Source organism: Sphingomonas sp. Leaf32 (assembly GCF_001421765.1).
GTDB lineage: Bacteria > Pseudomonadota > Alphaproteobacteria > Sphingomonadales > Sphingomonadaceae > Sphingomonas.
The window spans coordinates 296,989-322,611 of sequence record NZ_LMLA01000009.1; the positions used below are offsets into that span (position 1 = coordinate 296,989).

A 25,623-nucleotide genomic window follows, 5' to 3' on the forward strand; every position below is an offset into this window, starting at 1 on the left:
GCTACAACGAAGCATTTCTACGATCGGCCCAATGCGGCGTTACAGCCCCTCCCCGCCGACCCAATGCGCGTTCGATAGATAGCGGGCGACGTCCCAGACCTGTCGCCGCAGATCGGGCACGGCGACGATTTCCCAGAACGCGCCGCGCGTCATCGGCCCGATCGCGAACAGCCGCTCGTCACTCGCGCCATCGACACGCAGCACGCGCCCGGTACGTTCGACGTCGATACCCAGATGTTCGCTATCCGGACGGATGCGCCCCGCCGCGACCAGCGCCGACAGCAACGGATCGTCGGTCCGGGCGACATCGCCCTGCGGCCCGATGCAGGAGATGACGCGCGTGGCGTGGATGTGCCGCAACGCATCCTCGCCGCGCGGCCGCCATTCGAGAATGACACCACCGTCATCGGCTTCCTTCGCATCGCAGCTCTTGCCCGCCAGCAGCGTCAGCCGCCCGCTCGCCACCATCGCGTCGATCCGATCGGCGACGGCGGGGGCCAGGCGGTGGCGATGAATGTCCCACCACGGCCGGACATGGCGCAGGAACCGGCGGCGCTCCACCGGGTCCGCCGCCGCCCAGATGCCCTGGGTGAACGGGCGCAGTTCGTCGATCGCGCTGCGCCAGCCGATCGCCCTTCCCCGTGCGCGGACCGTCCGCACCAGTTCGGAGAGCGGCGGGCGCGGACGCTCGGTCAGCGGCTGCGCGGGCGGGGTCGCGGACGCATGGCGATGCGGCAGCAGTCCGCGCCGCGACAGGGCAACGATCCGCCCGCCAAACCCTTGCGCCTCCAGCGTCAGCACGACATCGACCATCGTCAGCCCGGTGCCGATCAGCAACACGGTATCGTCGTCGGTAAGGCCGGCGGTCGCCCCTGCCGCCCATGGATTGCCGACATAGGCCGGCCGGTCCGCGATTCCGCCCAGTCCCGGCGGCACCTGCGGCGCGAGATTGCCGACCGCCAGCACCACCGCGTCGGCCGCGACCCGCCCGCCATCCCGCAGCAGCACCGTCGCGCCATCGACGCCGACCGCCTCGCCGTCGATCACGGTCAGCCTGTCGGGCGACGCGGCCTGCGCCGCCGCCAGCGTCTCGCGCAGGTACGTCCCATAGAGCGCACGGGGCACGAAGTCCGCGCCGCCCAACGGCGTGTCCCGCTGGCCGAACCAGCGCACGAAATGGTCCGGCTGATCGGGAAAGGCGCTCATGTTCGCGGCACGCACGTTCAGCAGATGGTCGCTCTGGCGCGTGCCATAGGCGACGCCCAGCCCCGCCGCATCGCCCCGTTCGATCAGGGTCGCTGCCGGACCATCATGCCGCAGCAGGTTGATCGCCAGCAGCGTGCCGGAGAATCCCGCCCCGACGATGGCAACATGGCGGATCGTGCCGGGAACGGCGTCGGAAGCGATGGAATGCGACGTCATGCACCGGCGATACCACAGCCACGGCTCATTGGAAGTTGTACGCGCCCGCTTGCACCCGCCGGATCCGTTGGGTAAGGGCATCGCTACCCAAGCGGGTGTAGCTCAATGGTAGAGCAGAAGCTTCCCAAGCTTCACCGCGCTAACAAAATCAGTCACTTAGGCGTGATTTTCATTCCGATAATCAAAAGCTTCGCGGCAATGTTGGAATGGCTACGACGCCTTCCAGCCCGTGCCGCTGAAGTAGGTAAGCGTCCGGATACCCCCGGAGACGAGCGGTACTGTGCCGCCGCCGACCAGTCCGGCGATGACCATCCCGAAGACCCCGAGCACACTGTTCGATGTGACGGTGAAGGTGGCGCCCGGCCAGACATTGGTGCTGGTCGGCGTGATCGTAACCGTGCCCGTCAGGTTCACGATCGGCGCCGTCACCAGCGGAACCAGCGCCATGGTACCCGACGTCATCGGGATCGGCGCAGGCGCATAATCCTGCCGCTGCGGCCGCCAGTAATACCCTGACGAATCGCCTTCGCAGACCATCACGGTCTGCACGTTGCCCCATAGGTCGCTGACACGACCGTACTTGCCCCGCAACGCTGCGCTGGCAGGGAAGGCTGCGAGCAACTGACCAACCGTCTGAAACGCACCGTCGTTGACGAACTGGATGGGCGCAGCGGCAAACCGCCTCTCGATGTCGGCCAGTACATCTGGGAGGATTGCGGCCTTCATCTCCTCGATGGTTGCAGTGTAGAAGGGTGTGTTCACGTCCATCAGTACAGCGTGCTCCTACGCCGAACACCCATCTGTCGAATGGTGAAATTGCATGATCCAGCAGCGCGCGCGACCGCTCTGACCTCTGCCGTTACATAAGGGAACGTCCCGGTAATTGTCGGCAGCGCGAAGGGTCGTGTCGACAGCATCAGGCTACACGGTTCATTTATACCGTAATCGACTGACGCGTTCGCCGCGAACATGTCGAAGCTGGACACGCTGGTCGCGCCCCCGCCGCCGCCGCTGTTCGACACTAGCGAAAGATACAACGACGAAAGATTGACCGGCGGGGCGGTGATGTCGACCATAGCCACTGCCTGAATGATGTCGCCGGCGCGCAATGCGGCATTATATGTACCGCCGTTTGCGCTGCTGCCATTCAAGTCCTGACGTAGCCGCACAAGGTCGCCATTACCCGCAAAGGTGGCAACAATGGTCACGTCATTACCCAAACCGTTCGCGCTTGGGACGTTGTCGATGATCGCAGTGGCACCGCCACCAGCGCTCGCAATATAACCGCCTGGCACGATGGTCGCCGACACGGATACACCAGTCGCGGTGGCAGTTGCGGCAACAGCCGACCCAGCAGCATTGACCATTGAGTAGGTCCCGGCCGTTCCCGTGGTATTCACGAACGTATTGGCAGGGATACCTGAACCTGTAACCTGCGTCCCGCTTGGAACTGCGCGCCCCGCAGTGACAACCAGCGAGCTGCTACCCGACGTCGTATTTGCGGTAAGGATCGCTGTTGATACACCAGTGCCAGCGTTACCGCCGCTCGCAGTGGCAAACAGCGGATTGGCCAGCAACTGCCGCCGACCGTTACCCGCCGCCTCAGCCACGTTCTGGATCATAATCGACCCGCGCGCAGGCGTGATAAGACGGTCGAACAGCGCGGAAAGGCTTTTACCCCATAGATAGCCGCCAAGAGCGTTTGGATGCGTGACGTCATAGACCAGCGTCGGTCGCAAGACGATGCCGGTCGCCGATGCAGTCGGGTTCGTGATGATGGCGAAAGCGTCGTGCACATAAACGTTCGGGGTCACTTCGCCGTATTCCGTGAGCATCTGACGCAGATCCATCAACGCAGCGGTTTTCTCCACGCTGTTGATGCCGTTCGCACCGACTTCGTTCTCGACGACGACGATCATTGCCGCGTCGAGCGCGAGCTGCACCATAGTCCTTATGTTCTTTGCGGCATTCTCGGCCACGTTGGCGATCGTAATTGTTGCCCCGCTTACCGCATCTACGAAGATCGCCGGTCCGGTCGAAGAGGTCTGGGCGACATCATTCACGCCACATTGCAGATACATGATCCCGGCGTTAGTTTTGCGTGGATCGCCCGTGCCATCCAACATTCGCTTCAGGATTTGATCGGTGCGCTCGCCCGAGACGCCATAGGTCAGGCCTACAACAAATCGCTGCCCCAACAGCGCCTTAGCTACGACCAGTGGTGACCGGGCACCATAGGTCAACTTGAAGGGGTCGACATAAATCCCATCAATGCGGCTATCGCCAGTCGCGGAAATGACGTCGCGCGGCCTGCTGAACACCGCAGCGCTCCCTGGAAACATGACTTCCATCGGTCAGCCCTCGTCTGCTGCGAATGCCTGGCCGGTCGTCGCACCCCAGATGGATACGGCACCGGCATAATTGGCTTTGAAGGTCGCGCCGGGTGGCACCCTCCGGCTCGGCGCCGACGGTCCGGCCGGGACACCCAGGTCATTGACCCACAAATCGCCCGACGAAAGGTTTTGCCCCGTCAGGACCTTCCGATTTGGATTGGCCGGCGCGAGCTGCTGCGCCGCGCCCCCGGCCGCGATCGTGCCGCTCCGATCGCTACCGTCGGGCAAAGCCGACGTCGACTTGCCATCCGGACTGACCGTCGCGACGATCGGTATCTTGCCCTGTCGCCCGCTGGTGAACGTCACCGGCACGGCAGCGACGCTGCCGCCCAGCTCGCTGGCGCCATTGTACGGCATCAGCCGCGCGTCCCCGGCGCGGCCTTCGCATTACGGATCGCCTCCTTCACCTCGCGAACCGTCGACTTCACGACCGGCACCGCCGCGATCGCGATCGGTGCGAGCTTGATGCCGACGCGGATGATCTGCCCGATATTGATTTTCATCGTACTTCCTCCGTTGCGATAGGATCGGACCTTGTCCCGGCCGGCTCGACGCCGCCTTTCGGTCGGAAGGTGCCGATCACACCGATCAGCCCCGTCACAGCAGCCGAGATGAACCCCAACGCCGCGACGATCTGCGCCAGCTTCGTCTCCGCATCGACGGTGACACACACGATCGCGGCGGTCAGCGTCAGCACGACGATGGCGGCCAGCGTCGCGAGGTAGGCGGTGACCGGCTGCGACGCCCAGTTCATGCCTCGCTCGCCCCGATCGTGCCCGGCTTCATCACCGGCAGCGCCCCAGCGGTCATCGACATGCCGGCGGGCCAGCGGATCGCGTCGACATCCGCCTTCAGGATGTCGATGATCGACACCCGGTCGCCCTGGTTGCCGCCCAGCGCTTTGTAATAGCGCTTGTCCGCCGTCTCACCGACGATCAGGAAGACATGGTTGCCGCCGGCCCGCGCCTTCACGCCGACCGCACCGACCGCCGCCTTGCACGCCACGCCCCAGTCGCGCCACGACGCCGCCCGCGCCGCGATCTTCGGCGGATCGATCCCGGCCGCGACGAAGCAGGCGGCTTGGAAGCCACCGCACCACGGCATTTCGTCGTCGGCCCACCGTAACCCGTTCCAGCGCTGGGCGGTGTTGAGCAGTGCCAACAACTTGTTGTTGTGGGTCGGTCCCGGAATTTCCTTCAGGCCGAGATACGACCGCGCGATCGTCGTCCATGCCGGCTCCGTCAGCACCAGCGCGTCGGGCGGAATGCCGAGCTGCGCGAGCAGCTGATCGACCAGCACGACTTCCGCCTGGGCGAACCCCTTGCCGCGCACGCCCTTGATGACGTCGAACACCTCACGACGGCTCATTCACCTGCCCCCTTGCCATGGCCGCTCCGCTCGACGGCGGACAGCCGCTCCTCGATCTTGTCCAGTCGCCCACCGATCGCCGGCCCATTGATCTGCTGGCGCTCATCGATCCGCGTCACCGTCTGCTGCAGCTGCGACAGCGTCGACACGACCCAAAGGCACAGCGCTACAATCCCCGCCGTCGCCACCGCGACTGCAAGCGCACCCGCCCATTTGAGTGGGGCAGGTATCTCTGCCTTCATCGGTCCCTGCTGCTGGTGGAATTTGACGATCGCCGCCTCAGCTACCTGCTCGGCGACCATGCGGACCTGCGCCGTGTTGCCCGCATCGGTCACTGCGTGGTGCCGTTCGGTGCATTCTCCGGTGCATCGCCCGGCTTCGTCAGGTCGACAGGTCGCGACGTCACCGGGATCGGGTCACGGTACTGGAAATGCTTCGCCCGAATGGCCGCCATCGCATCGGCCGCCTCGTCGACGGTCATCGCATCGATCATCTGCTGGATGTTCGACATATCGTTCTCGCTATTTTGCGTAGGGGAAAAAAGACGGGATCGCCGATAAATCCCAAGGCCCAGGGCCAACATCGGCGGTGATCCTACCGTCCATGCGGACCGATCCACGGCCCATGCCGCCACCCCCGAATGCGATATTGTATTGCGGGCGGGCACCGGCCGGCAGCGTCGCGATCGTCAGGCCGGCCGTGCCGTCGACACGACCCCACAACTTCAAGCCATTCTCAGGGCGCAAGGTGTAGGAAGGACGGACATACTCTTCGCCGACAATGTTGGTAAAATCGCCCTGCAAGGTGAGCGGCGTGTAATACGACTGAACGTCGAACACGTCCTTTTCGGCCGTCCCGAAATAGATGTCCTGGTGCCGGACACCGCCGACGCCCGCACCGATGGCGAGACTATAGACGATCCTGTCGCCGCTCCGACGCCGGTTGTTCTGCACCTTGGCGTTGGTGACCTGCTTGCCGGGCGCTGCGTTACTCTGGATCAGGATGTCGTAATCGGTATTGTCGTCAAAGATGTTGTCCGTGATCGACAACCCGTCGATAAAACCCACGCCGTCATACGACCCCGCGCGAACGCCGGCGACGCCGGTTTCATAGTCACCCTTGCCGGTCCCGGTGAACGAATTGAACTTGATGGTCAGGTTGATCGTGCCCTGCCCGGCCTCGGACGCCAGATCGGCCTCCTCCGTCCACGACACACCACCGCGCCCGCAGTCATCCATCTTACAGTTGCTGATCGTGACGTCGCGCGAGGTCCGGCCCGCGCTGCTGCCCAGCACGCCGAATTCCTTCATGCCACGCATGTCGCAATCGTCGACCAGCAGCGGCCCGACGCCGCGCGTGATCGCCATTGCGCACCCATGCGAAAGCGGTTGGTCTGGCCGCCCCGTGCGCTTCCCGAACGTATTGCGCAGGCACCGTCCATCTGACAGGTCGCCGTAGAACTGGCCGCCATATTGCGCGAACCCGTCGCTAAACACGTCGGTGACGGTGGCGTCCGATCGCAGCAGGCGGGGGTTCCCACCTGGCGCATTGAGAATGGTCCAACCTGTCTGGAACGTGTCGTCTTTGATCGCGATGTCGGGCGTCGGGCCCTTGATGATCGACAGCTGGGTGATGACTTCCCCGCCACCGCAATGGACCATCGACACGCCATTGGCTTCGCTCGCGCCCTGGACGTAGATGCCGCACCCGTATTTCGATGCGCCGATGACCTTCGCGCCTGGGCAGCGCAAGAACAGGAACGCGCTGATGAACGGGTTCTGCGTCCCATTGTATCGCGGCGGCTGCGCGACGATCCACGCCCCTTCCTCCAGGAACATCACGGGTCGGATCAGGTCCACCAGCGCGACATTGGTGATCCGATACCACCCGGGCGGGACGGAAAACGGGACGCCTGCCAGATACGCCGCGATGAACGCGGCCGTGCTGTCCGACCCCGACAAAATAGTGTCGGTGTCGATCGCGTAAACGCAATCGGGCTTGGCCCCACCGGCGAACCGCCCATCGGTGACGGTCGGCATCTCCAGCAGCTTCGCTCCGATATCCCGCCCATAGAAGCCGATCAGTGCACCGTTCCCGGTGGCCAGGTCCGTCCGCAAGCCGGGATCGTTCGCATCGCCGATCGCGATCGGAACGGGCCGCTTCGAAGCGTCCAGCCCAATCGCCTTGCCGCGATACTGATCCAATGGCCCCAACGGCGCGATCGTCTCCCCTGGCGCAGCCATCAGCGCGCGGTCGTCAATCTCGCGGACGTCGCGCGCCAGGTCCTGCGACACCATAGCGCGCTGGTCGAGCGCCTCTTCGTGGCTCGCCGCAGGAAACCGGTCGCCGGTCGCATAGGCCATCGACTGTTCGAGCGAGGTTGACCGCCGGATCCGCAACACGCCGCCGCTGGTCGCGGCCGTCCGCGTCAGCGTGCCACCCGCATCGGTGTCGCCGCCGGTCGAACTATAGTCGATGCCCACCGCCAGCGGGATCGATACGCCGCCGACGATACGATCGACCGTCAGGCCGTCCGCGCGAAAACGATAGGGAACGGGGAACGCAACTGTCGTGCCGTCTTCGACATAGGATACGACGGAGGGCAGTGCGGCTACGGTCATGCATGGCCCCCAAAGGCGCAAAATCGGGGGCGTGGTCCGGTGCCGTAATCACCGGTGATGTGGGTCTATAGCAGTGCCGCGACTCGACGCCAAGCACGCATCCGTTTAGTGGTTGAGGCAATTTGATGCTTTGATTGGGGAGGGGCCGCCGTTGACGATCGATGTAGCACCTGGATTTCAGATCCGGTCGCGCCCGTCACTCGATCATACGTTGCTAGCCGAGGACGAGCAGAGCACTGCCCGTTCGATCGTAGATTACTTCCTGCTTGCCCAAAGCAGCGCGCGTGCGCTTGCCGCAGCGTTCGTATTAATTGAATTCGTGCGGCGTAACGATTCGTTTCAACCGATATCGCACGACTGGACATTCACCGCCGCGAGAGACGGTGCGTTACAGATTTACAACGTCGGGCAGTCTATCCGCTACGTTAGGAAGATTGCTGGCACCCTTTCTTCTGCCCGGCACCTTATCGACTTCGATCTGTTGAAGAAGGCGGAGGGGATGTTTCGCGAGAGTTTCCCGAACGCTGAAAAAATGCGCCACTCGGTTGCGCACCAGGAATTTTACGCCAACCCGGATAAGGATACAACGAGCCGTGGTGGATATTCTAGCATCCAGCTCAATTTTGGAGTAGAATTCAACTTGGTAAACGGCATAGAGGGAGACGACTATGTCGCTTCTTGGCAGGGGGAAGTCATTCGCTATTCGTTAGCCGCGCAAACCTTGGCAACTATCAAAGACTGTGTTGAAACAATGTTCGCTGCGTTTGCGAATTTGGACCCGTACTCAACCCCAACAATTGCTGCACAGAGATCGTAAGAACTGACGACCTATCGGTTTCTGCCCGTGTTACCCCAATCCGGCGCCCGGCTCGGCGTCATCGCTCCCCGCTCCCACCACGCCTCGCGGCCTTCCTCGGCATGGGCGCGCGCGATCGCTTTCCAGCTGTCCTCGTATCCGGGGTCGAACAGCATCTGCATCTGGTCGAACAGCAACCGCTCGCTGGCGATCCGGCTGTACCAGAGGTTCGTGCCGGGGACGAGGTTGTAACGTTTGGCCATGTTGACGCTCTCGCGTCCCAGCTTCAGCTCCTCGTTCCACGATTTCGGCGTGCCGTCGCGCTTCAGATCGGGACCATCGGTCAGACGTGTGATCACCTGGGCGGCATTGCCGACACCGAACCGGCCGACGTCAGTGATCAGCCCGGCCGTCGGCCCCGCCAGCGTCTCACCGAACGTCCCGCCCCGCTCACTGGTCGACGCCTTCAGGAAATCGCCGAACACACCGAACCCAACGCCCTGCAGCCACGACCGGCCCAGCGTCGTCGCGTTGATCGGACTGGGATCCTCCCCGTTCCGCAGGTCGCGCATCCATAGCGACAGCAACCCCAGCGACGTGCCGATCGTCGTCACACCCGCCAGATAGGCAAGCCGGTTCGCATTGCCCTTGATCGCCAGCATCCGCCCGCCCTGCATCAGGATTAGCGTCGCACCGAAAGACTTATACTGGCCGAGACTTTTGAGGAGTTCACCACCAAACTCACCTGGGCGCAAACCAAACTGCAGCATCGCCCGCCCAGTCGCGGTCACCGACGGCACCGCCGCATCGGTCTCGGTCAGCACCATGCCCAGCACCCGATCGCGCAGATGCGGATCGGCGATGTCGATCGGCTCGAGGAACCCGTCGTCGCGCAGCGGCGTGCTGCGGATCTTCTCCCACGCCGCGCCGTCGACGCCATATTCCCGCAGCATCCGCTGGAACGCGCGCGGCACCTGTTCCAGCGGCCGTTCGGCGACGCTGCCCATGGTACTCGCCATGCCGCGCCCGAACGCCCATTTCCCCGCCTGCGTCCATGGCGCCAGCATCGACAGCTTCATCGTCCGCTCGGCCAGCCACGCCGCCTTGCTGCCGATCGCCACTTCGTCGGCATAGCGGTTCTGCGCCGCCAGCAGGCGCGACGCCTCCTCGGCGATCAGCCCGGTCCGCACCGCCTCGCGGCGCTCCGCCTTGGTAAACATCCGCGCCAGGTCCAGCGCGGTCCCGGTGACCGGCAACCCGCGGTGGATCCGCGCCATCACCGTCCAGCCCACATCGGTCACCGCCGACAGCATCGCACTGCCCAGCTGCGCCGCGACCAGCGTCGACCGCACCGATCCCATCAGCTCCGCGACGCGAGGATTGACCGGCGCCGACAACGCGCCACTGGTCGACTCGTACATCTCCTCGATGCCGATGAAGAACCCCTTGGGCGCCTGCCCCGTCACCTTGCTGTCGGGCGTCACCTGCCGCTGCTGCTCGACCAGATCCGATAGCCATTTGACGGTCGCCGAGGGATTGGGCCCCAGGATCTCCAGATGCGCGATGTCGCGGCTCATCCGCTCCAGATGCCCCATCATCGCGTCATAGACCGTGCCACTGCCGAACCGGTCCTGATATTCCAGCCAGCTGTCGGCATCGCGAAAGATCAGGAACCGGTGGTCGCCATGCCGGTTCGCCAGCTTGGCACCACCCATCACCCCCAGCGACCGGCCTTCCCACCCTTCGGTCCGGATCGTGCGAAACACCCCGTCCAGCGCGGCGTCCAGCGCCGCGTCGTCGAACGGCATCCCCGTCTCGGCATCGATCATCCGCTCGCGGTCGAGGCGCGGCTTCACATACTCGCGCCACGCCTGCGACGCGACCTCGATCATCGCAATGCCGACCCGCGTCTCCTCGGCCGCGTCGCCGGCGGCACGCGCCGCCTTCAGCCGCGCCTCCAGCGACTGATACAGCGGCAGCTCGTCCGCAGCGCCACGGACCGCGCGCGACTCGTGATGCTGGGGAAACCCCCACTTCTCCAGCTTGGCGATATCGCCGCCGGCGGCATTGAACCGCATCCGCAGGAACTCGGCCGTCTCGGTCCATGCATCGGCCAATGCCTTGGCCATCGGATTGCCCGATGCCTCGCCGAACGCCTCGCGCGCCAGCTGCACCAGCTCGGCCTTGTTGCGGATCATGCCGGTCAGGAACCCGCGATGATACCGGTCCAGTACGCCGTCCATCATGGCGTGCGCCTGGCCCAGCAGCGACTTCCGCAGTTCCTCCACATTCTGGTACGGCGCGCGGCCCTGCCAGTCGCGGTCGAACAGCGCCAGCGCCGCCGATCGCGCCTTGCCCGGCCCGCCCGTGAACCGCTTCATATTCTCGGCCGCGCGCGACTGGGCAGCGACCTGCAGCAGCGACTGGCGTTTTTTCAGCGCCGCTTCACGCGCCAGCACGACCAGCGTCTGTTCGCTCGCCTCGGCCGCCGCCGCGTCGGGCGCCATCGACTGGCGGTACCGCGTCTCCAAACGGTCGAACAGCTCCTTCATCCGCGCCCCGCGCGCGGCATCGATCTCGCCCCGCTCGATCATGTCGGGGATACACCGGCCTAGCGACATGGCTTGCTCCTCAAAGGGCCGCCGGCGGGACCATGCACCCCCGCGCGGCGGTGATGCTGGCTTCGTCCTGGTCGATGCTGTCCAACAGGCTGCGCAGGTCGACCGGCTCGCCATCGTCCAGGCGGAACGTCAGCTGCTCCAGCTGGTCGATCTCCATCGACAGGTCGTGCTGCAGGCTGTCAGTCTGCCGGACCGTCGCGGCCCCGATCGGATCGTCGAACCCGGCTACGGCTGCTGCCGCTTGGCCTTCGCTGCCGCGACCTTCTCCTCCAGTGCGATCGCCGCCGACGCGGCCGTCCGCGTCTCCTCCGAGAACCTCGGGTCGCTCGCTACCTTGCGCAACAGCGCGCGGTCCCGGTCCGTCGTCGAACCCGGGGATCCAGTCGTCGGGGAAGACATCGTCCCAGCCATTGTCATCAACCTCCGCTCGTGCGCGCTCCAGCGCGTCCAGTCGCCGCGCGACCGTGATCTCGTCCAGCGCCGCCCACGGGTCGCGACCGCCCGCGACCGCGCTGACGACGTCGCCCAGCATGTCCGCGTCGGCGCCGTCAAAATCGAAATACTCGTCCGCGTCGATCGCCGTCCGCACATCGTGGACGAACCGCTCATCTTCCGCGATCCGGTCGGCACGATAATCCATTTCCTCCTGATCGCCCAGCGCGTAGCGCCGCCGCCCGCCATTGGCGCGCGCGAACGCCGCTTCGTCGATCAGGTCCAGGACCTGCGCCTCGCTCGGCCGCGTGACGAAATACCCGCCCTCCCACAGCAGCTCGCCGGCGCGGTCGATGTCCATGCCGGTCCTGCGGATCAGCGGCGGCACGGTCAGCCGCGACAGCCCGCGTCCCTTGGCCAGGTCGTGCCCGGCATCGTCGCGCACCCCGCCGCGATCGGCCAAAAACTCGATCACGTCGCTCGGCCGCGTCCGGCGCGGCAACGCCTTCGGCGCGGCATAGGGATCGACCACCCGCTCGAACGACGGCCGGTCGACGACGATCGGGTCCCAATTGGTGCCGACCGGTTCGGCGTCGCGCTCGATCGCGGTGTACCGCTCCAGCGGCGGCACAATCTCCGGCCCGTCGCCCTGCGCCGCGCGCGCCAGCTCATCGTCCGCCGCGCGCAGCGCCGCCTCGGCCGCGTCGACCTCCGCCTGTGCGCTCGCCCATTGTTCGTCGCTGGAATAGCGCTCGCGCGGCAGCACCGGGACATCCGGATCGCCGCCCATTTTGGTGTGCGTCCATTCGATCACATCGCCGGCGGTCTTGCCGATCAGGAATTTGTTGGCGCGGATCGCATCGGCGGTCAGCAGCTGCTCGATCGGCGTGTCCGGGGCGGCCTGCAGGATCTTGCGCGCCCCGCCCTGTCCAGTGAAGTGGACCAAATACAGATTGCCGGGTGTCTCGCGCGCGCCGATCTTGGCGAGGAAGCGGGCGTTGTCCGCCAGCAGCGCGTCCATCAGCCGCTCCTGGACGGCGCCGTCGGTCGCCTGCGCCCAGCGCGCCTCGTTGGTCATGTCGCCGCCGATGACCTTCTTGTGATAGGCTAGCCAGGTGCTTTCGATGAACTGGTACCGGCCGGTCGCGGACGACAGCAGCTTGCCGGTTTTCGGATCGCGCGGCCGGGCATTATCGTCGCCCGCGCTTTCGGCGCGCCGCACCTTCGACTTGAACGTCTGACGCGCATCACCGCCCGCCGATACCGGACGACCACCCGGCCGCGTCGCTACCGGCGCCGGCGCGCCACGCGCCTGCACCCTGTCGAGGATGGCGGCGATCTCCGCATCCAGGCGCGTGGCGTGCGCCGTCGCCCCGCCGCCCGGCCCGAACGGATTGGTCGCGTCGATTTCCGCGTCGCGGTCCAGCGCGTCGGCCGCCCCGCGTTCCAGCTCGGTCATATGGTCGGCGCCGATCCGCTCGCGCGCCTCCGCCGCCACCGCGCTGCGCGGCACCGTCAACCCTTCCGCCGCCTTGCCCAGGCCGCCCAGCACGCCGCCGGCGATCCCCGCGATCGCCAGACTGCCGATCGCCTCGCCGGTCGACAGTGCCTTGCCCTGCGCGCCGCGCTCGACCGCGCGCGACGGCAACGCCACCGCCTCGATCCCGGCGTTCAGCTTCGCGCCCTGCAGCACCGCCTGCCCGATCGACCGCGTTGCGCCGACGCCCAGCGGCAACGTGGCGGTGTTCAGCGGATCCGACGCGCCATAGCCGAGCGACCCCAGCAGCCACGACGTCCATCCCGACTGGGCGGCAACCTCGGCATCCTTGGCGATCTTGCCGCGCAGCGGCGTCAGCGCGCGTTCGCGAAATTCGTCGACCGTCTTCGGCAGCCCGGCGAACGCCTTGGCATCGCGCTGCCGCACCGCCTCCACCGCCCGCCAGATGCCGATCTCGTCATAGGTCAGCGCGAACCCGGCACGCGGATCGCGCCGGCGCAGCGCCCGTGTGTCGACGCCGGCGTGCGCCAGGTCCTCGACCAAGCCGGCGAACGCGCTATCCATCGCCTCTCGCTCGCGCACCGGCGCTTCGTCGGCGGTTGCCGCCGATCGGAACGCCGCGGCAACCTCGTCGAGGAACCCCGCATCCGACGGCTTGGGCGGCGGTCCCGCCTTGCTGGTCGGCGCGAACGGGTTCGGTTCGTAGAAGTCGCCGGGGGCAAGGACGCGCTGCTGCATCATCGCGCCGGCAGCTTGTAGATGTCGACCTCGTAGACGCCGCCTTGGTCGTTCGGGATCAGGCGACCGTCACGACCACGGAAACCATAGCGTCCATTGCCGCGATAGGTTGGCAGCAGCGTGCGCAGTTGGCCCCGTGTCATCGCCGACCCGTCCCCCCAGCGCGGTGCCCGGCCGCCGGCAGCGGCACGGTAATCTGGCTCGCCCGCGCGTGCGAACGTCTGCATCAGGGTCTCCGGGGTCCGATCCGGCGGGACGATCACTAGACCCTGCTGCGTCCGCGCGACGCCACCCCGGATCGTACCGTTCGCCGATCGCGTCCGGCCCAGCACGGTTTCGATCGCTTCGGCGAACCGACCGGGATCCCAAGTCGTTTCGCCGCCATCGATCATCCGCGACGCATAGAATTGCGTCGCCGCCTTCAGCACATCAGCGTCATAGCCACCGCCGACTTGCCGCACCGCTGATCCGTAATAGGTCGACAGCACCCGCGCGGCTTCCTTGGCATTCAGCACCCCGGGCTGGGTCTTCAGCTTGTCGGGCCCCAGCAACACATCACGTGCAACCTGCGGCGGCAACATGACGGCGATCCGGAAATCGCCATCGTCGCTCCCGGCGACTTGTCGCGCGGCGCCTGCCACGGCCCGGGCGTCACCGAACCGGCGGATCGTCTCCAGCGCGCGAAGCTTGCCGGCCGGCCCGGCCGCAAACATGTCGCGAAACATTGGCAGCTCGGTTTCGGTAATCGGCTCGACCGTGCCCCGGTTGTACATCGACGCTGCCGCAGCCGCGAGCTGCGCGCGCCGTTGCATGGCTCCCGCGTCATCCGGGTTGAGACGCTCCAGCGTCTTCCCCGTGGCGTAAAGGTATTGCGACAGCGCCCCACCCTGCCCGTTCAGTCGAGTGACGGCCTCGCTGCGCTCCCGCGTGATACCCTTTAGTTCGGCGGCTTCCTGGGTGCTCAACCCGGTCCGGTCGCGCTTTGCTGTCAGGGCACTGACACGTTCGTCCATGACTTGAAGTGACGCGCCCTTCCACTGCGCGGCTGCTCGCATTTCGGCCGCCCGCGCTCGGGCGGTCACAGCTTGGGATGTGTCACCAATAGCGGCGACGCCTTCTCCATATTTCTCCCAGTCCTGGGGGGTGCCCGCACCGGCCTCCAGCTGGGCGCGCAGCGTCGCCAACTGTTCCCGACGTAACGCCTTTTGCGCCGCCGCTTCGGCCCGGGCCGCCGCCGCCGCCCGGTTGATCTCGACTTGGGCGCCGTCACGGAACCGCGCCAGTTGCGTGCCGTCGAACAGGTCATTGTAGGCGCCGGCATCGATCGCCGCGATCAGGGCCTTTGGGCTCTGATCCTGTTTGCGCTGGATATCGCCTGACGCGACCCGTTGATGCAGTTCGCGACGTACCGGCTCGCGGAACTCGCCGATGTTCTGCTGCCCATCGACCATATCGTCGATCGCCCGATGCGCGATGGATGCGGCATTCGGATCGGCACTGGTTAGCGCGAACGCCGACCATTGCTCCCCTGTCTGCCGAAGGTTCTCGACATTCATCTCGACCGCCTTGGCGGTCGCCCACATGTTTTCTCCGCCCACGAACGCGGCGCGACGCGCGGCGATCTGTTCCGCCACCGAACGCTGGACGCGTCGATCCGTCACCCCGTCGGCAATACCCTGCATGGCGGCATCGAAATCGCCCGCCATGACCTCTGCATGACCCGCCGCCCCGGGCAGAGGATTGGCGCGGGCCGCGTCTCGCTGCTGGCTTACCTTCAGCTGCGCTTCGGCCATCTTCAGCGCTGCGGTCGACGCCTCGCTGTCCGCCCGGTTCTGTCGGTCCAGCTGATCGGCCCGCGCCAGCGCACCGCCGACGTCCCCCAGCGCACCGCCGATCGCCGCGCCGAACGCGCCGGCGCCGGCCTGCGGCAATCCCGCCGGCTGCGCCGGGTTGACCTGCGATTGATAGGTGACCTCGCGCGCCATCAGCCATATTTCCGTTTGCTGGCCCAATCGACCGCATTGCCCGCCGCGCCGACCATCCCGGCGGTCAGCGCGTTATTGCCCTGGGCCAGCGCGATCCGCCCCGACACCCGCGCCGCCCGTGCACGCTGCGCCGCCTGCTGGCGGACGTTCATCGCATCCAGCGTGGCATTGACCTGGGATTGCGTCAGCGCGTCCAGCGCCGACCCGGTGCCTTGGGCAAAGCCGTTCGAACCCTGCGCCGCGACCTGCTCGCCGATCGCCATCCGCGCCGCGTCGCGCACCCGGCCCTCCTCGATGGCGCCGGCGCGCTCGATCTCGACCGCCTCGGTATCCGACATGCGCTTGTTGAACCGGCCGGCTTCATAGCCGCCGATCCCGCTGATCAGATTGCCCGCCGCCTGGAACGCTTCCGCCACTCAACCCTCCCGAATGCGTTCGTGCAGGACATGTGTCTCGGCCGCCGCCCCGAAGCAGCGCAGGACATAAGCGGGCGCCAGCCCCACCAGCGACGCCCACGTCCCTTCCGCCGGCGCGTCCGCCTTCACGATCGCCTCGATCCGCCGCAACGAACTGGTGACGATCCGCCGTCGGGCGAACCGCGTAATGCGCAGATGCGACCGCCCGACATCGTTCGACAGGATCGCCCACGCGACCGCCTGCATACCCGGAAAGGTTTCGCGCAGGCCGAAACATGCGACGATCCGGTCATGGACCTTGGCGGTCCACGCCTCGCCGGGAGCCTCGGCCAGGTCGCGCGCCTCCTCGATGGTCATCACCCGGGCGATACCCAGCTGCACCGCTTGCGACGATTGCCGCTGGATCGCGATCGCGTCGGCCGCGACCATCGGCAGGATGACCGTCACGACGTCACCGCCAGCGTCGGCATCGCCGCGACGATCGTCGCCGGCAACGGCGCCCGGCTCTCGAACACCGCCTGCCCGTTGCGGTCCCACCCGCCGCTCACCGACCGTTCGGTATCGCCGCTGAACAGCGGGACCGGCGCGTCCATATGCTCGCTGCTCGCCCGGTCGACCAGATTGTCCAGCTTGCCGGCGATCGGCCCGACGCGGATCCCGGTGGTCGCCAGCAACCGCAGCACGATCTTGACCAGTCGTTGCCGCTTGCCCTGGCTGGTCTGGCCGCTGCCGCGCAGCTCGGGCCGCAACGTCACGAGGCGCGCGACATAGGGAATGCCGACGGTCAACCGGTACGCGCGGTCCGCCGGCACGCTGAGCTTGGGCACGGTGAAGCCGCCGGCGGCGTCGACCTGCACATTCTCGATGACGCCGCCATCGGCCAGGACGGCGACTGTCTGCCCCTTCAGCTGGGCGGCGCCGGCGAACACCGTCTGCCCCGCCGCCGCGACGATCGTCGTGCCGCTGTCGACATAGAAGGCATCGGTGATCGGATCGTCATCATCGCGCCACGTCGCCATCCGCTCGACATAACGATCGCCATTGGTCCGCTCGACCAGCACCCACAACGCGTCCTGCCGGCCGCTGGCATCGGCGCAGCACACCGCCGACAGGATCCGCCCGTCGCCGTGCTTGATCCGCGCGAACCCCTTGATGTCCTGTTCGGGGGCGTGCGGATGCACGACCAGCTGGCCGTCGTTGCGCACCCCGATCAGCAGTTCCTCGGGTTCCTTCTGGAACGTCAGCTGCCGGATGCCGCCCTTGGTGATGTGGCGGCACCACACCGTCATGTTCGCCGCCTGATACCGGTCGCGCGCGAAATCATATTCCGCCTGGCGCAGCTTCCGCCCCGATCGCTGAACGAACACGCCAGTGGTGCCGATCTGCACCGGGAACACCGGCTCGCTGCCATAGAAGCTCTGCGGCACCGCCTCGATATTGTCGCCCGACACCGCTTGCCCCTGGTTGATCGCGCCGATCGCCAGCTCGCGACTGGCGGTACCGACGATCAGCTTACGGTCCCCCGCCGCCCACAGCACCGGGTCCTCGGTCGACAGCGTGCGTCGAAACGCCAGATCGCCGGGGATGATGCCGCTGGCGGTAAAGCTGGCATGGTTCAGGTAATCGCCGGCGACGCTCGCCAGCAGCTCGAAATCCTTGAAGTGGCACAGCCGCGATCCCCACGCGATCACGACGTTCGGCCACCCGGCGGCGGCACTGAACGCACCATGCGCCCAGCGCCACGTCGCGACACTGGTCACGCTGTCGGGCAAGGTGCGGGTGACGGTCGCGGTTGCCGACAGACCGTCGGGCGCGACGGCCGTGATCGTCAGCATCCCGAACCGGTCGTGGCGATAGGTCCACCGCACGCCGAATGGCCCCTTGTCGTTGGCATCCTTGGCGTTGGCGCCGTCCCATTCCGATCCGGTCGCATGGATCGGCTGCACCGTGCCGGTCGTACCGGCGGTCGCCGCGGTATAGGCGCGCCCCTCCGATCGCATCACCTTGCCGGCGGTGACGTCCTTGATCTGCGGCTCCCATGCCGGGATCGTCTGGAAATCCGCCGCTTCGATCCGGAACGGCGCGCCGACATGGCCGGGCTGGAAGATCGCGACCGGCGACGTCAGCGTCACCGATCCGGTCGCGCCGCTGGCGGTGACCGTGCGCGCCTCGTCGCGATTGCCGTCAGCGAACGGACCGTTGCTGAACGGCAGGACTTCATAGACGAAGGTGACCGCCGACATGCGCGTCAGCCGCGCCGGCGGATGGTTCGGATGGTCCAGGTACAGACGGTCGAACGACTGCTGGCACGACACGAACGGCGCTTCCGCCGCGCTGTATGGCACCGCGACCTCATACGGCACGCCCGGCGCCGTCTCGATCCGAACGTCGTTGGTGTAGAAGCGCAGCTTCCCGTCGCTCCATTCCAGCACATAGTCCTGCGTGAGATTGAACCGGAACGTCGTCAGCCAGGTCGCGCCGGCGCGCACTGCCTGGATCGCCTCGAACCCGGGACGCTTGATGATCGCGCCCTCGACGGTCGGGATAAAGTTCTGTGCTTCCTGTACCCCGACGCCATAGATCGCGGTGTCGACCCGCCCGCCCATGCGCGGCGACAATTCGCCGCCGTTGAAGCTGGTCGCGATCGGCCGTTCGAGGGTCATGGCCACACCAGCCCGTGACGGTCGACGCGCTCGGGCATGGCGCCCCGCGCGCGTTCCCATTCGGTCGCTTCGAACGCGACCGGCGGGTTCTCGCGCGCATCGACCCGCTTCGCTTCCTTCAGCGCCGACCAGTACCGGCGCTCGGCCAGCTGGGCGCGCTGCGGGTCGCCGGTGATCCGCCCGGCGATCTGCCACGCGACGCGCATCGCAAACGCCTTGACGAACAGGTCGTCCCACAGCGCCGGTTCGGTGACATCGGTGATGTAACGGATGTTCAGCGGTCCCTTGCCGCCGGTCAGGATCAGCCGCCCTTCGAGCTGGTAATCGCTCCGCCGAAGCGTCAGGACCTCGATCAACCGCACGCAATCCGCCGGCAGGCGGAACCCGGCGGCATAGGGGGCAGTGTTTTCGTTCGCGACCGCCGGCAGCGCCGCCCGGCGCATCGCGAAGTTCCAGCTATGGTCGCGCAGCGCCGCCCGCCGCTCCAGGTCCCACACCGCCCGTACCGATCGCGCCAAGTGCGTGTCGTCGCTGGGCGATCGCAACTGGTCGTCTTCTTCCAGCGCCGACGCCGCGAGGTTCGCGATCGTGACGAAATCGGCCATGCGGTCAGGCCATGGGCCACGGCGATGCGAAGATCTTGGCGCGCAGCGCGTCGACCATGACCAGCGCGTCGCCCTTGCTGATCTTCGTCTGGTCGATGTTCAGCTCCATCGCGTCCGAACCGGCGATCGCCGTGCCGGCCGCAACTGCCACGTCCTTCAGCGCCTGCTTGCCGCGCGATACCGTCAGCTTGACCTGGGCCATCATCGTCTCCGAAAAGGGTGTGCCCGGCGGTGATTACGGCACCGCCGGGCCTTGGGCTGGCCGCGCGCCCCCGCGCGGCTGCCCAAGTCTCTGTCCGACCGTCAGGTCGTGATCGTGTATTCCCAGGCGAGCGCCGCGACGACGCCGGCCGGGATCGCCGCCCCACCGACCGTCAGCCAGATCGCTTCGTCGGTGGTCGACGGTGCCAGCACCGCCGCCGCCGCGCGCGGCCCGATCGCCGTCGGCGTATCGGTCGCGGTCAGCGTGCGGGCGTTGACATACTTCGCCGGTACCGCCGTCGTGCCGATCGACAGCGTGGAGCTGCCGAACGACGTATCGGTGTTGACGGTGATGAACGTCAGCAGCGCGTTGGCCGGCAGCTTGCCCAAGTACAGCCGGTCGCCGACGTTCAGCTGGACGGCCGGCTTCGTGGCGCGGGTGCGCCGCTTCTTGCCGCCGACCAGTCGGTGGTCCAGCTTGCGCGGGGGGTTCTGGGTTGCGTCGGGTCCGCCGACGAATTCCAGTGCGTAGAGGTCTGCCATGGCCTTAGCCCTCGCTGTTTTCGATGATGCCGACCTTGCCGGCCTGGGTGCGGGTCGCGGCGACGGTGGTGCCGGCGAACACGCTGCGGGTGTCGACCTTGCTTGGCTGATCCTTGATCGCCGTGCGCAGCTTGCGCCAGATGCCCTTGCGCACGCCCGACCGGACCCAGAACGGGTTGCGGGTATAGCCTTGACTGGTCACGGTCAGGCCGCGCTGCGCGACCAGCAGGTCGGGGTTCTTCAGCTCGATCGGGACGATATTGAAGCCCAGCAGGCCGGTCAGTCGCCCCTCGCCATCCTGCCGGATGCCGAACGCCTTGGCATAATCGCCGCTGGTCGCCTGCACCTCGTCGAGCAGATCGTCCGCCTGAACCTCCGACAGCGCCAGATACCGCTTGTCGAGCGGGTTGTTGAAGTTCTGGCCCAGCAGCACCTTGGCCGCGCGGACCTTGGCGATGTTCATCCGCTGCGGACCCGACGCGCCGCCCTTGGTCACGGGCACGACCATGCTCGACGGGAACGGGACGGTGATCAGGCTTTCCTTGGCCTTGCCCATCAGCATCGACCCGTAGATGCCTTCGAGGATCCGGCTGTCCCAGCTGCGATGCATGGTGGCCATCGCCGCCATGGTATAGCCGCCTTCCAGGCCGATCTTGGTCGCCAACTCGTCGGCGCCGTCGACGAACTCGTTGAAGTACAGCTCGTTGGGCTTGCCCATCCAGACACGGTCATGGCCGGGGGAGGTCTGCTTCAGGTCGCCGAACCGCTCGTCCGCTTCCTGCGGCGCAGTCGATCCGATCAGGTCCTTGACGGACACCATCTCAGCGCCGGCGCAATCCTGCTCCTCGCAGGTATCCCACAGCATGGACGTGCTCTGCTGCAGCGCCAGCTCGAGGTTGTTCTGAAACTGATATTGTGCGGTCGTATTGACGTCAGCCATGGTGGCCTCACGAAAAAGGTTGGGAACCGATTTCGCATGGCTAAGGGGCGCTGGAGGCCCGGCCGCGCTATCGTTTTACGCCCGCGATCGGCGCTGCACTCCAGCAGGGGGGACCGGGCGTATCGAGGCTAGGCGGTCACTGACCGGCGGTGAACCGACGGTGTAGTGCACATCAATCATATCGCGACTCGCGCGTCAATGCCGCTTCACGATTTGTCTAGCGGGTCAAATGTTATTCTCGTCGGCACCCGAGTAGATACACTCTTGGGCGCTTTGAGCCCCGAATGTTCCGTTTTTTTAGGTTAGCCAAACAAACAGTCACTAAACGACCGTTTAAACGGCCTACAGTGACCCAGGAGCACAGTTCCGAACTGTGGACGATCTCGTTGCTGCCCAGCCCATCTACCCGCTCAGTGAGCCTTAGAACCGGCACAGCGTCGATTTCATCGATTTCGTAGTAAATAGAGTCTTGTAGCAGGCCCACAAATCACTTAGACGCAAAAAGACCGGCAGGGATGGAAGCCCTACCGGTCTGGGAATTGCTCAACTCACCCCGAGGGGATCGTTGATGTTTGTGATCACGTGGGCGCTTATAAACGCCTCGGGATACGGCGTCAACGATCCTTCGGAGTAAAACTTCGAAGGATCGCGCTTATCGATTGAACGAGTTCAAACCTTCTGACCCCGCGTGAACTGATTGCGAACGAATGCGACCAGTGCGGCGATAGGTCCGAATTGGCCGGGTACCTTGGCGACGATCTCGCCTCTGACCTTGCCGAATGCGAGCTGGCGTACGCGCCGTTCCGCGTCGGATTGATCGTCTGCTGGAACCTCGATGTTCCACTCATTCCCGTCGAGACGGTAGCTCACCAGAAATCGTTTCATCTCAAATTCCCGAGGTTTTATGTATTATTATCTGTACCGCGATAACGCCAACCTGTGGCGGTGGACTTTCGTTTCCAGCAACGGCCGCACGATCGCCGTGTCCTCCGAATCCTACTACAACAAGAGCGACGCCCAGAACGGCATCAACCTCGTGAAGGGTTCGTTGTACGCTCCGGTTCGCGAATAATATCCTAAATTCGACCGGCACCGTCACTCAAGACGGTGCCGGTTTTTTTACGCCTGCTTCGCCGCTTGGAACTCGGCCGCCTGGGCGTTCACACGATCCCACCGCGCGCGCTCCGGCGTCCCAGGCTTGTTCTTCGCCTGGAAATCCGCATCCCCCTTCAATCGCTCCAACTCGCCCTGCGCCTCGGCCCCCGAAACGCCGAACCGGTTGCTGCCGCCGGTGATGAGCACGTCCTCGGCCATCCCAGCTCCGAGTTTCGCCAGTAGCCCGAGAGCGCGATCGGCGCCCAATCCAGCCCGTAACCCGCTCATGTCCGTCTTCGACAGTCCCAGCGATCGGGCGGCGGTGTTGATGTGGGCCAGCTGCTCGTCTGCCTTGCCACCCTGTTCCTTCACCCACGACGATGCCAGTTCATCCTGGCGCTTCGCCTCGGCGTTCGCCTGTTCGATCTGTATCTGGACGAAGTCAGATACTAACCCGGCGAACGCACCCTTGGGCGTACCGTGTTTCAGCGCGCTCTCGCGCAACGCGCCGATCATGGCATCGTCCAACTGGACACCTTCCGGGGCCTGCACCTCATACCCGTCGGCCTTGTCCGGCACGCCGATCGCCGTGTGGAACGCCGCCAGCTCGTCTGGCTTCGCGTTCTCGCCTGGCACCTTGATCCGACCACTTTCACGTAACGCCTTCTCGGTATCGCGCGACATTTTTACTAGGCCGTCCAGGTCCTTGACCCCCTTAGCCGACAGCCAGTCGCGGTTCGACGAGCTCTCACCGTCGCCGGCGTCGGCCGACACCTTTTCGAACCAGTCCGGCAGTGTCCCACTTTCGCCTGCGGCTGCGCCGTCGCTGCCGGTAGCAGCGCCGTCACCGCCAGCTGCACCGCCATCGGCGGCGGCACCGCCACCAGCATCGCCGCCCCCCGCCGCGCCGCCCAGCAACTCCGCCGAACCGCCGACGTCGCCGTTTTCAAATGCCATCATCGATCTCCATCAGGGTTTGCACCTGCGCCTCATCCAGCTGCAGGTAATTCGAAAGTCGTAGCCACACGTCGCGCCGGCCCTGCCGCCGCGCCATGATGATCGGGTCGGGATCGAACGCTGACGTTCGCGCAAAACTAAAATCGCGCAGGTCCGCCAGCACATGCTCGGCCGCGATCCGACGCGCTCTGCCGTCGGTCGTGAACACCGCGCGATAGGCCCATGCCGTCAGCAGCGCCCGGCCGCCGATCAGGCGCGCGACCAGCGCCGCGATCCGTGACGGCCAGCGCCGCCCGTCCGCGATCGGATAGAACACGGCTTTCACCGCGCGCGACACCAGCACCGCGTGCCAACGCCGACGGTTGCGCTCTCCCGAGCTCATGCGATCGCGCTCCGGATCGCAGCGCCCAGTTTCGCCAGCGCATCAGCCCGGCGATCGAGCAGTGCTGCCGCAACCATCAGGTCGGCGTCACCGACACCCCAATTGGTCGCGAGCTTGTACCGCAATCCGCGTGTCGATATGTTCATCGCATCGGCCAGCGCCGCCTGCCCGGCCATGTCGGATGCTTGCTGCAGCAGCATGATCCGCCGCGCGGCTTGTGCGATGTTCCTCTTTTCCGGAACACTGATCATACCGCCTCCGCGATCTGGTTGGCCTTGGCGATGTCGAGATACGCACCCGCCGCCGCTCCCAGCCCTTCAACGCCCTGCGTCGCGGCCTGATTGTCCTCGCGCGCCTTGCGCTTCGCCGAGACCGCTTCCGGCGTCGCGATCCAGCTCGGCCGCACGCCCAGCACATCGGCCAGCCCCGGCGCCGCCTGGTCGGTATCGATATGGTCGAACACGGCCCCGCCATCGGTCTGCGCCAGCGGCGTCAGCGCCTCGATCCACCGCGTCAGGCCGGCGGCCTCCTCGGCCCGTGCCATCCGCGTCAGCGGGTTTTCATATTCCGGCAGCGGGTGCGCGCCCGCTTCCAGCACGACGTCGGGATATGGCTCGATCTGTCCGGCGCGCAGCGCCAGGTCCAGGTCGCGTTGCGTCACCGGGTTCTGCTTCTCGGTTTCGTACTGGCCGGCATAGGGCGACACCAGCACCCCCTGCTTGGCAACCATCTCCAGCACCTGCGTCGCCGTCATCCGGTCCGACGGATCGGTCAGGATCTTGAAGAAGTCCTCGAGGAACGCGGTGCGGATCGCGCCACGATCGCTTTCGACCATCTCCAGCCCGATCGGCAAGTTCGATCCCGTAGGCAACGGCTGCACCAGCAACCGGCCATTGTCGTCGACCAGCCCGGGGTTCAGCCCGCCCGGTCGGGTGACCAGCGAGGTGATGCCGTCATCGTCGTAGAACGCCAGCGCCGGGTCGACCATCTTGTGCGCCGATCGCAGGATCGTCTGCATCATGACGTTCGCGCCACGGATCGCCGGCAGCGCCTGCATCGCCGGCGACCAGCCATACAGCTCGCCGGCCTCGCTCATGTGCCGTGACACGCTGATCGGCATGGAATGGAACCCGGCGCGGCGCAGGATGATCTTTTCGTCCAGCGCGATGTGCAGGCTGGCGATCGGCTTGCCCCGATGGTCGAACCGATCGGGCTGGACGTCGGTGTTCGGGCAGACGACGTGCAGGATCTGGAATTCGCGATCCAGCTTGTTCTGCTCGATCGCCTCGCGCATCTTCGGCGTCAGCGCGTCGGCGCCGAACTCCTGCTGGCATTGGCGGGCGTCTCGGACATAGCAGCGATGGACCGTGTCGACCTGCCCGGCAAAATCCTCGTCGATGTAGCATTCCGACATGTGCAGCGCGCGATAGAACAGGCCGGTGCCCTTCTTCTCGCCGGTCCAGTAGGGCGACACGCCATACCGTCCGAGCTGGCGAAAGTCCTTCGTCGCCTGGACATGGAAACCGGTATGCGGCGCGTAGCGGATCGCGTGCAGTCGATCGCCGGCGCGCTCGCACCACCGCCGGACCTCGGGCAGTTTGTCCAGGTCCTTGTCCCCGAACTTCAGCCGGATGTACTGGGTGTTACGCGGCACGGTGATCGCCGCCATGGCCGCGGCGAACCGGCCAAGGCTTTCGACCGCGGTGACGTCGAAATTAGCCGCGCCTTTTACCGTACCGGCGCGGCTCATCCGTCCGGCCGCGCCCGACGCCGCCCCGATCGTGCCGGCACCCATCGGGTTCACGCGTTCGTCGATCTCGCGCCAGATGCTTTCCCACGGCGCGCGCAATGCCGCGAGGCGGTCGTGATTGCGCAGGTGGTGCTTGACCAGCGCGTCGTCTTGTTCGGTATCGGCCATGCCCACCCCCGGCTAGGGACGCCGCCACC

27 protein-coding genes are annotated in these 25,623 nt (G+C 66.0%); 2 read left to right on the forward strand and 25 right to left on the reverse strand.

The genetic code is table 11. The annotated features are described in order from the left end of the window. Positions 1–39: 39 nt before the first annotated feature. From ASE83_RS13490 to ASE83_RS13530, 10 genes are all read right to left on the reverse strand, one after another. The gene (locus ASE83_RS13490; RefSeq protein ID WP_055790970.1) at positions 40–1,422 is read right to left on the reverse strand and encodes an FAD/NAD(P)-binding protein; all 1,383 of its coding nucleotides are present in this window, start codon (positions 1,420–1,422) and stop codon (positions 40–42) included. Between the two features lie 210 nt (positions 1,423–1,632). After that, the gene (locus ASE83_RS13495) at positions 1,633–2,190 is read right to left on the reverse strand and encodes a hypothetical protein (RefSeq protein WP_055790973.1); all 558 of its coding nucleotides are present in this window, start codon (positions 2,188–2,190) and stop codon (positions 1,633–1,635) included. After that, positions 2,190–3,773, reverse strand: coding sequence for an SGNH/GDSL hydrolase family protein (locus tag ASE83_RS13500; RefSeq protein ID WP_055790975.1), 1,584 nt, complete (start codon positions 3,771–3,773; stop codon positions 2,190–2,192). Before ASE83_RS13500 ends, ASE83_RS13495 begins: the two co-directional genes overlap by 1 nt. Positions 3,774–3,776: 3 nt before the next feature. Then, positions 3,777–4,172 (reverse strand): hypothetical protein, encoded by a 396-nt coding sequence (locus ASE83_RS13505; protein WP_055790978.1) that lies wholly within the window; start codon positions 4,170–4,172, stop codon positions 3,777–3,779. Next, positions 4,172–4,318, reverse strand: a complete 147-nt coding sequence (locus tag ASE83_RS18555) for a hypothetical protein (protein ID WP_156353113.1) — start codon at positions 4,316–4,318, stop codon at positions 4,172–4,174. The genes ASE83_RS13505 and ASE83_RS18555 overlap by 1 nt, the downstream gene beginning before the upstream one ends. Beyond that, positions 4,315–4,569 (reverse strand): hypothetical protein, encoded by a 255-nt coding sequence (locus ASE83_RS13510; protein WP_055790981.1) that lies wholly within the window; start codon positions 4,567–4,569, stop codon positions 4,315–4,317. Before ASE83_RS13510 ends, ASE83_RS18555 begins: the two co-directional genes overlap by 4 nt. After that, a complete protein-coding gene (locus ASE83_RS13515) occupies positions 4,566–5,183 on the reverse strand; it encodes a TIGR02594 family protein (RefSeq protein ID WP_055790985.1) in 618 nt (205 codons plus the stop codon). The genes ASE83_RS13510 and ASE83_RS13515 overlap by 4 nt, the downstream gene beginning before the upstream one ends. After that, the gene (locus ASE83_RS13520) at positions 5,180–5,518 is read right to left on the reverse strand and encodes a hypothetical protein (RefSeq protein ID WP_055790988.1); all 339 of its coding nucleotides are present in this window, start codon (positions 5,516–5,518) and stop codon (positions 5,180–5,182) included. The genes ASE83_RS13515 and ASE83_RS13520 overlap by 4 nt, the downstream gene beginning before the upstream one ends. Continuing rightward, the gene (locus tag ASE83_RS13525) at positions 5,515–5,694 is read right to left on the reverse strand and encodes a hypothetical protein (RefSeq protein WP_055790991.1); all 180 of its coding nucleotides are present in this window, start codon (positions 5,692–5,694) and stop codon (positions 5,515–5,517) included. The genes ASE83_RS13520 and ASE83_RS13525 overlap by 4 nt, the downstream gene beginning before the upstream one ends. Before the next feature lie 10 nt (positions 5,695–5,704). Next, on the reverse strand, positions 5,705–7,387 hold the full coding sequence (locus ASE83_RS13530; protein WP_156353115.1) for a right-handed parallel beta-helix repeat-containing protein: 1,683 nt from the start codon (positions 7,385–7,387) through the stop codon (positions 5,705–5,707). A 568-nt stretch (positions 7,388–7,955) separates the two neighbouring features. On the opposite strand from ASE83_RS13530, the gene ASE83_RS13535 reads away from it, so the two are divergent. Continuing rightward, positions 7,956–8,621, forward strand: coding sequence for a hypothetical protein (locus ASE83_RS13535; RefSeq protein ID WP_156353117.1), 666 nt, complete (start codon positions 7,956–7,958; stop codon positions 8,619–8,621). A gap of 11 nt (positions 8,622–8,632) precedes the next feature. Here the strand turns inward: ASE83_RS13535 and ASE83_RS13540 are convergent, their stop codons facing one another. The 11 genes from ASE83_RS13540 to ASE83_RS13590 all read right to left on the reverse strand — a co-directional run bounded on the left by ASE83_RS13540 (position 8,633) and on the right by ASE83_RS13590 (position 22,127). Continuing rightward, the gene (locus ASE83_RS13540) at positions 8,633–11,221 is read right to left on the reverse strand and encodes a hypothetical protein (protein WP_156353119.1); all 2,589 of its coding nucleotides are present in this window, start codon (positions 11,219–11,221) and stop codon (positions 8,633–8,635) included. 10 nt (positions 11,222–11,231) lie between these two features. Next, entirely contained in the window at positions 11,232–13,889 is a 2,658-nt protein-coding gene (locus ASE83_RS13545; protein ID WP_162236620.1) for a hypothetical protein, read from the reverse strand. Further along, on the reverse strand, positions 13,889–15,901 hold the full coding sequence (locus ASE83_RS13550) for a hypothetical protein (protein ID WP_156353121.1): 2,013 nt from the start codon (positions 15,899–15,901) through the stop codon (positions 13,889–13,891). Before ASE83_RS13550 ends, ASE83_RS13545 begins: the two co-directional genes overlap by 1 nt. Then, positions 15,874–16,290 carry a hypothetical protein gene (locus ASE83_RS13555; protein WP_055791006.1) on the reverse strand — a complete coding sequence of 139 codons (417 nt, stop codon included), beginning with the start codon at positions 16,288–16,290 and terminating at the stop codon, positions 15,874–15,876. Before ASE83_RS13555 ends, ASE83_RS13550 begins: the two co-directional genes overlap by 28 nt. Continuing rightward, positions 16,291–16,737 carry a hypothetical protein gene (locus tag ASE83_RS13560; RefSeq protein WP_055791010.1) on the reverse strand — a complete coding sequence of 149 codons (447 nt, stop codon included), beginning with the start codon at positions 16,735–16,737 and terminating at the stop codon, positions 16,291–16,293. Next, on the reverse strand, positions 16,734–18,953 hold the full coding sequence (locus ASE83_RS13565) for a hypothetical protein (protein WP_055791013.1): 2,220 nt from the start codon (positions 18,951–18,953) through the stop codon (positions 16,734–16,736). The genes ASE83_RS13560 and ASE83_RS13565 overlap by 4 nt, the downstream gene beginning before the upstream one ends. Next, positions 18,950–19,558 carry a hypothetical protein gene (locus ASE83_RS13570; protein WP_055791017.1) on the reverse strand — a complete coding sequence of 203 codons (609 nt, stop codon included), beginning with the start codon at positions 19,556–19,558 and terminating at the stop codon, positions 18,950–18,952. The genes ASE83_RS13565 and ASE83_RS13570 overlap by 4 nt, the downstream gene beginning before the upstream one ends. Positions 19,559–19,562: 4 nt before the next feature. Then, entirely contained in the window at positions 19,563–19,760 is a 198-nt protein-coding gene (locus ASE83_RS13575; protein WP_156360198.1) for a hypothetical protein, read from the reverse strand. A 101-nt stretch (positions 19,761–19,861) separates the two neighbouring features. After that, positions 19,862–20,302: a hypothetical protein gene (locus ASE83_RS13580; protein WP_055791026.1), complete on the reverse strand. Its 441-nt coding sequence runs from the start codon at positions 20,300–20,302 to the stop codon at positions 19,862–19,864. Positions 20,303–20,306: 4 nt separating this feature from the next. After that, a complete protein-coding gene (locus ASE83_RS13585; protein WP_055791029.1) occupies positions 20,307–21,242 on the reverse strand; it encodes a phage capsid protein in 936 nt (311 codons plus the stop codon). A gap of 669 nt (positions 21,243–21,911) precedes the next feature. Next, complete coding sequence (locus ASE83_RS13590; protein ID WP_055791032.1) at positions 21,912–22,127, reverse strand: hypothetical protein; 216 nt, start codon at positions 22,125–22,127, stop codon at positions 21,912–21,914. A gap of 19 nt (positions 22,128–22,146) precedes the next feature. On the opposite strand from ASE83_RS13590, the gene ASE83_RS18230 reads away from it, so the two are divergent. After that, the gene (locus ASE83_RS18230) at positions 22,147–22,314 is read left to right on the forward strand and encodes a YegP family protein (RefSeq protein ID WP_082443345.1); all 168 of its coding nucleotides are present in this window, start codon (positions 22,147–22,149) and stop codon (positions 22,312–22,314) included. A 47-nt stretch (positions 22,315–22,361) separates the two neighbouring features. On the opposite strand, the gene ASE83_RS13595 is transcribed toward ASE83_RS18230, so the two are convergent. Genes ASE83_RS13595 through ASE83_RS13610 form a run of 4 tightly spaced genes read right to left on the reverse strand, consistent with a single transcriptional unit; the run spans position 22,362 to position 25,594 of the window. Next, the gene (locus tag ASE83_RS13595; protein ID WP_055791035.1) at positions 22,362–23,294 is read right to left on the reverse strand and encodes a hypothetical protein; all 933 of its coding nucleotides are present in this window, start codon (positions 23,292–23,294) and stop codon (positions 22,362–22,364) included. Continuing rightward, entirely contained in the window at positions 23,284–23,637 is a 354-nt protein-coding gene (locus ASE83_RS13600) for a Bbp19 family protein (RefSeq protein ID WP_156353125.1), read from the reverse strand. Before ASE83_RS13600 ends, ASE83_RS13595 begins: the two co-directional genes overlap by 11 nt. A 35-nt stretch (positions 23,638–23,672) precedes the next feature. After that, positions 23,673–23,927 carry a hypothetical protein gene (locus ASE83_RS13605; RefSeq protein WP_055791041.1) on the reverse strand — a complete coding sequence of 85 codons (255 nt, stop codon included), beginning with the start codon at positions 23,925–23,927 and terminating at the stop codon, positions 23,673–23,675. Then, positions 23,924–25,594 (reverse strand): portal protein, encoded by a 1,671-nt coding sequence (locus tag ASE83_RS13610; protein ID WP_055791046.1) that lies wholly within the window; start codon positions 25,592–25,594, stop codon positions 23,924–23,926. Before ASE83_RS13610 ends, ASE83_RS13605 begins: the two co-directional genes overlap by 4 nt. Positions 25,595–25,623 lie beyond the last annotated feature (29 nt).

Bases quoted from the DNA above. Each gene is read 5' to 3' on its own strand.
- ASE83_RS13490 (WP_055790970.1), bottom strand. From the start codon at position 1,422: ATGACGTCGCATTCCATCGCTTCCGACGCCGTTCCCGGCACGATCCGC.
- ASE83_RS13495 (WP_055790973.1), bottom strand. From the start codon at position 2,190: ATGGACGTGAACACACCCTTCTACACTGCAACCATCGAGGAGATGAAG.
- ASE83_RS13500 (WP_055790975.1), bottom strand. From the start codon at position 3,773: ATGGAAGTCATGTTTCCAGGGAGCGCTGCGGTGTTCAGCAGGCCGCGC.
- ASE83_RS13505 (WP_055790978.1), bottom strand. From the start codon at position 4,172: ATGCCGTACAATGGCGCCAGCGAGCTGGGCGGCAGCGTCGCTGCCGTG.
- ASE83_RS18555 (WP_156353113.1), bottom strand. From the start codon at position 4,318: ATGAAAATCAATATCGGGCAGATCATCCGCGTCGGCATCAAGCTCGCA.
- ASE83_RS13510 (WP_055790981.1), bottom strand. From the start codon at position 4,569: ATGAACTGGGCGTCGCAGCCGGTCACCGCCTACCTCGCGACGCTGGCC.
- ASE83_RS13515 (WP_055790985.1), bottom strand. From the start codon at position 5,183: ATGAGCCGTCGTGAGGTGTTCGACGTCATCAAGGGCGTGCGCGGCAAG.
- ASE83_RS13525 (WP_055790991.1), bottom strand. From the start codon at position 5,694: ATGTCGAACATCCAGCAGATGATCGATGCGATGACCGTCGACGAGGCG.
- ASE83_RS13540 (WP_156353119.1), bottom strand. From the start codon at position 11,221: ATGTCGCTAGGCCGGTGTATCCCCGACATGATCGAGCGGGGCGAGATC.
- ASE83_RS13545 (WP_162236620.1), bottom strand. From the start codon at position 13,889: ATGCAGCAGCGCGTCCTTGCCCCCGGCGACTTCTACGAACCGAACCCG.
- ASE83_RS13565 (WP_055791013.1), bottom strand. From the start codon at position 18,953: ATGACCCTCGAACGGCCGATCGCGACCAGCTTCAACGGCGGCGAATTG.
- ASE83_RS13570 (WP_055791017.1), bottom strand. From the start codon at position 19,558: ATGGCCGATTTCGTCACGATCGCGAACCTCGCGGCGTCGGCGCTGGAA.
- ASE83_RS13575 (WP_156360198.1), bottom strand. From the start codon at position 19,760: ATGGCCCAGGTCAAGCTGACGGTATCGCGCGGCAAGCAGGCGCTGAAG.
- ASE83_RS13580 (WP_055791026.1), bottom strand. From the start codon at position 20,302: ATGGCAGACCTCTACGCACTGGAATTCGTCGGCGGACCCGACGCAACC.
- ASE83_RS13585 (WP_055791029.1), bottom strand. From the start codon at position 21,242: ATGGCTGACGTCAATACGACCGCACAATATCAGTTTCAGAACAACCTC.
- ASE83_RS13590 (WP_055791032.1), bottom strand. From the start codon at position 22,127: ATGAAACGATTTCTGGTGAGCTACCGTCTCGACGGGAATGAGTGGAAC.
- ASE83_RS18230 (WP_082443345.1), top strand. From the start codon at position 22,147: ATGTATTATTATCTGTACCGCGATAACGCCAACCTGTGGCGGTGGACT.
- ASE83_RS13595 (WP_055791035.1), bottom strand. From the start codon at position 23,294: ATGGCATTTGAAAACGGCGACGTCGGCGGTTCGGCGGAGTTGCTGGGC.
- ASE83_RS13605 (WP_055791041.1), bottom strand. From the start codon at position 23,927: ATGATCAGTGTTCCGGAAAAGAGGAACATCGCACAAGCCGCGCGGCGG.
- ASE83_RS13610 (WP_055791046.1), bottom strand. From the start codon at position 25,594: ATGGCCGATACCGAACAAGACGACGCGCTGGTCAAGCACCACCTGCGC.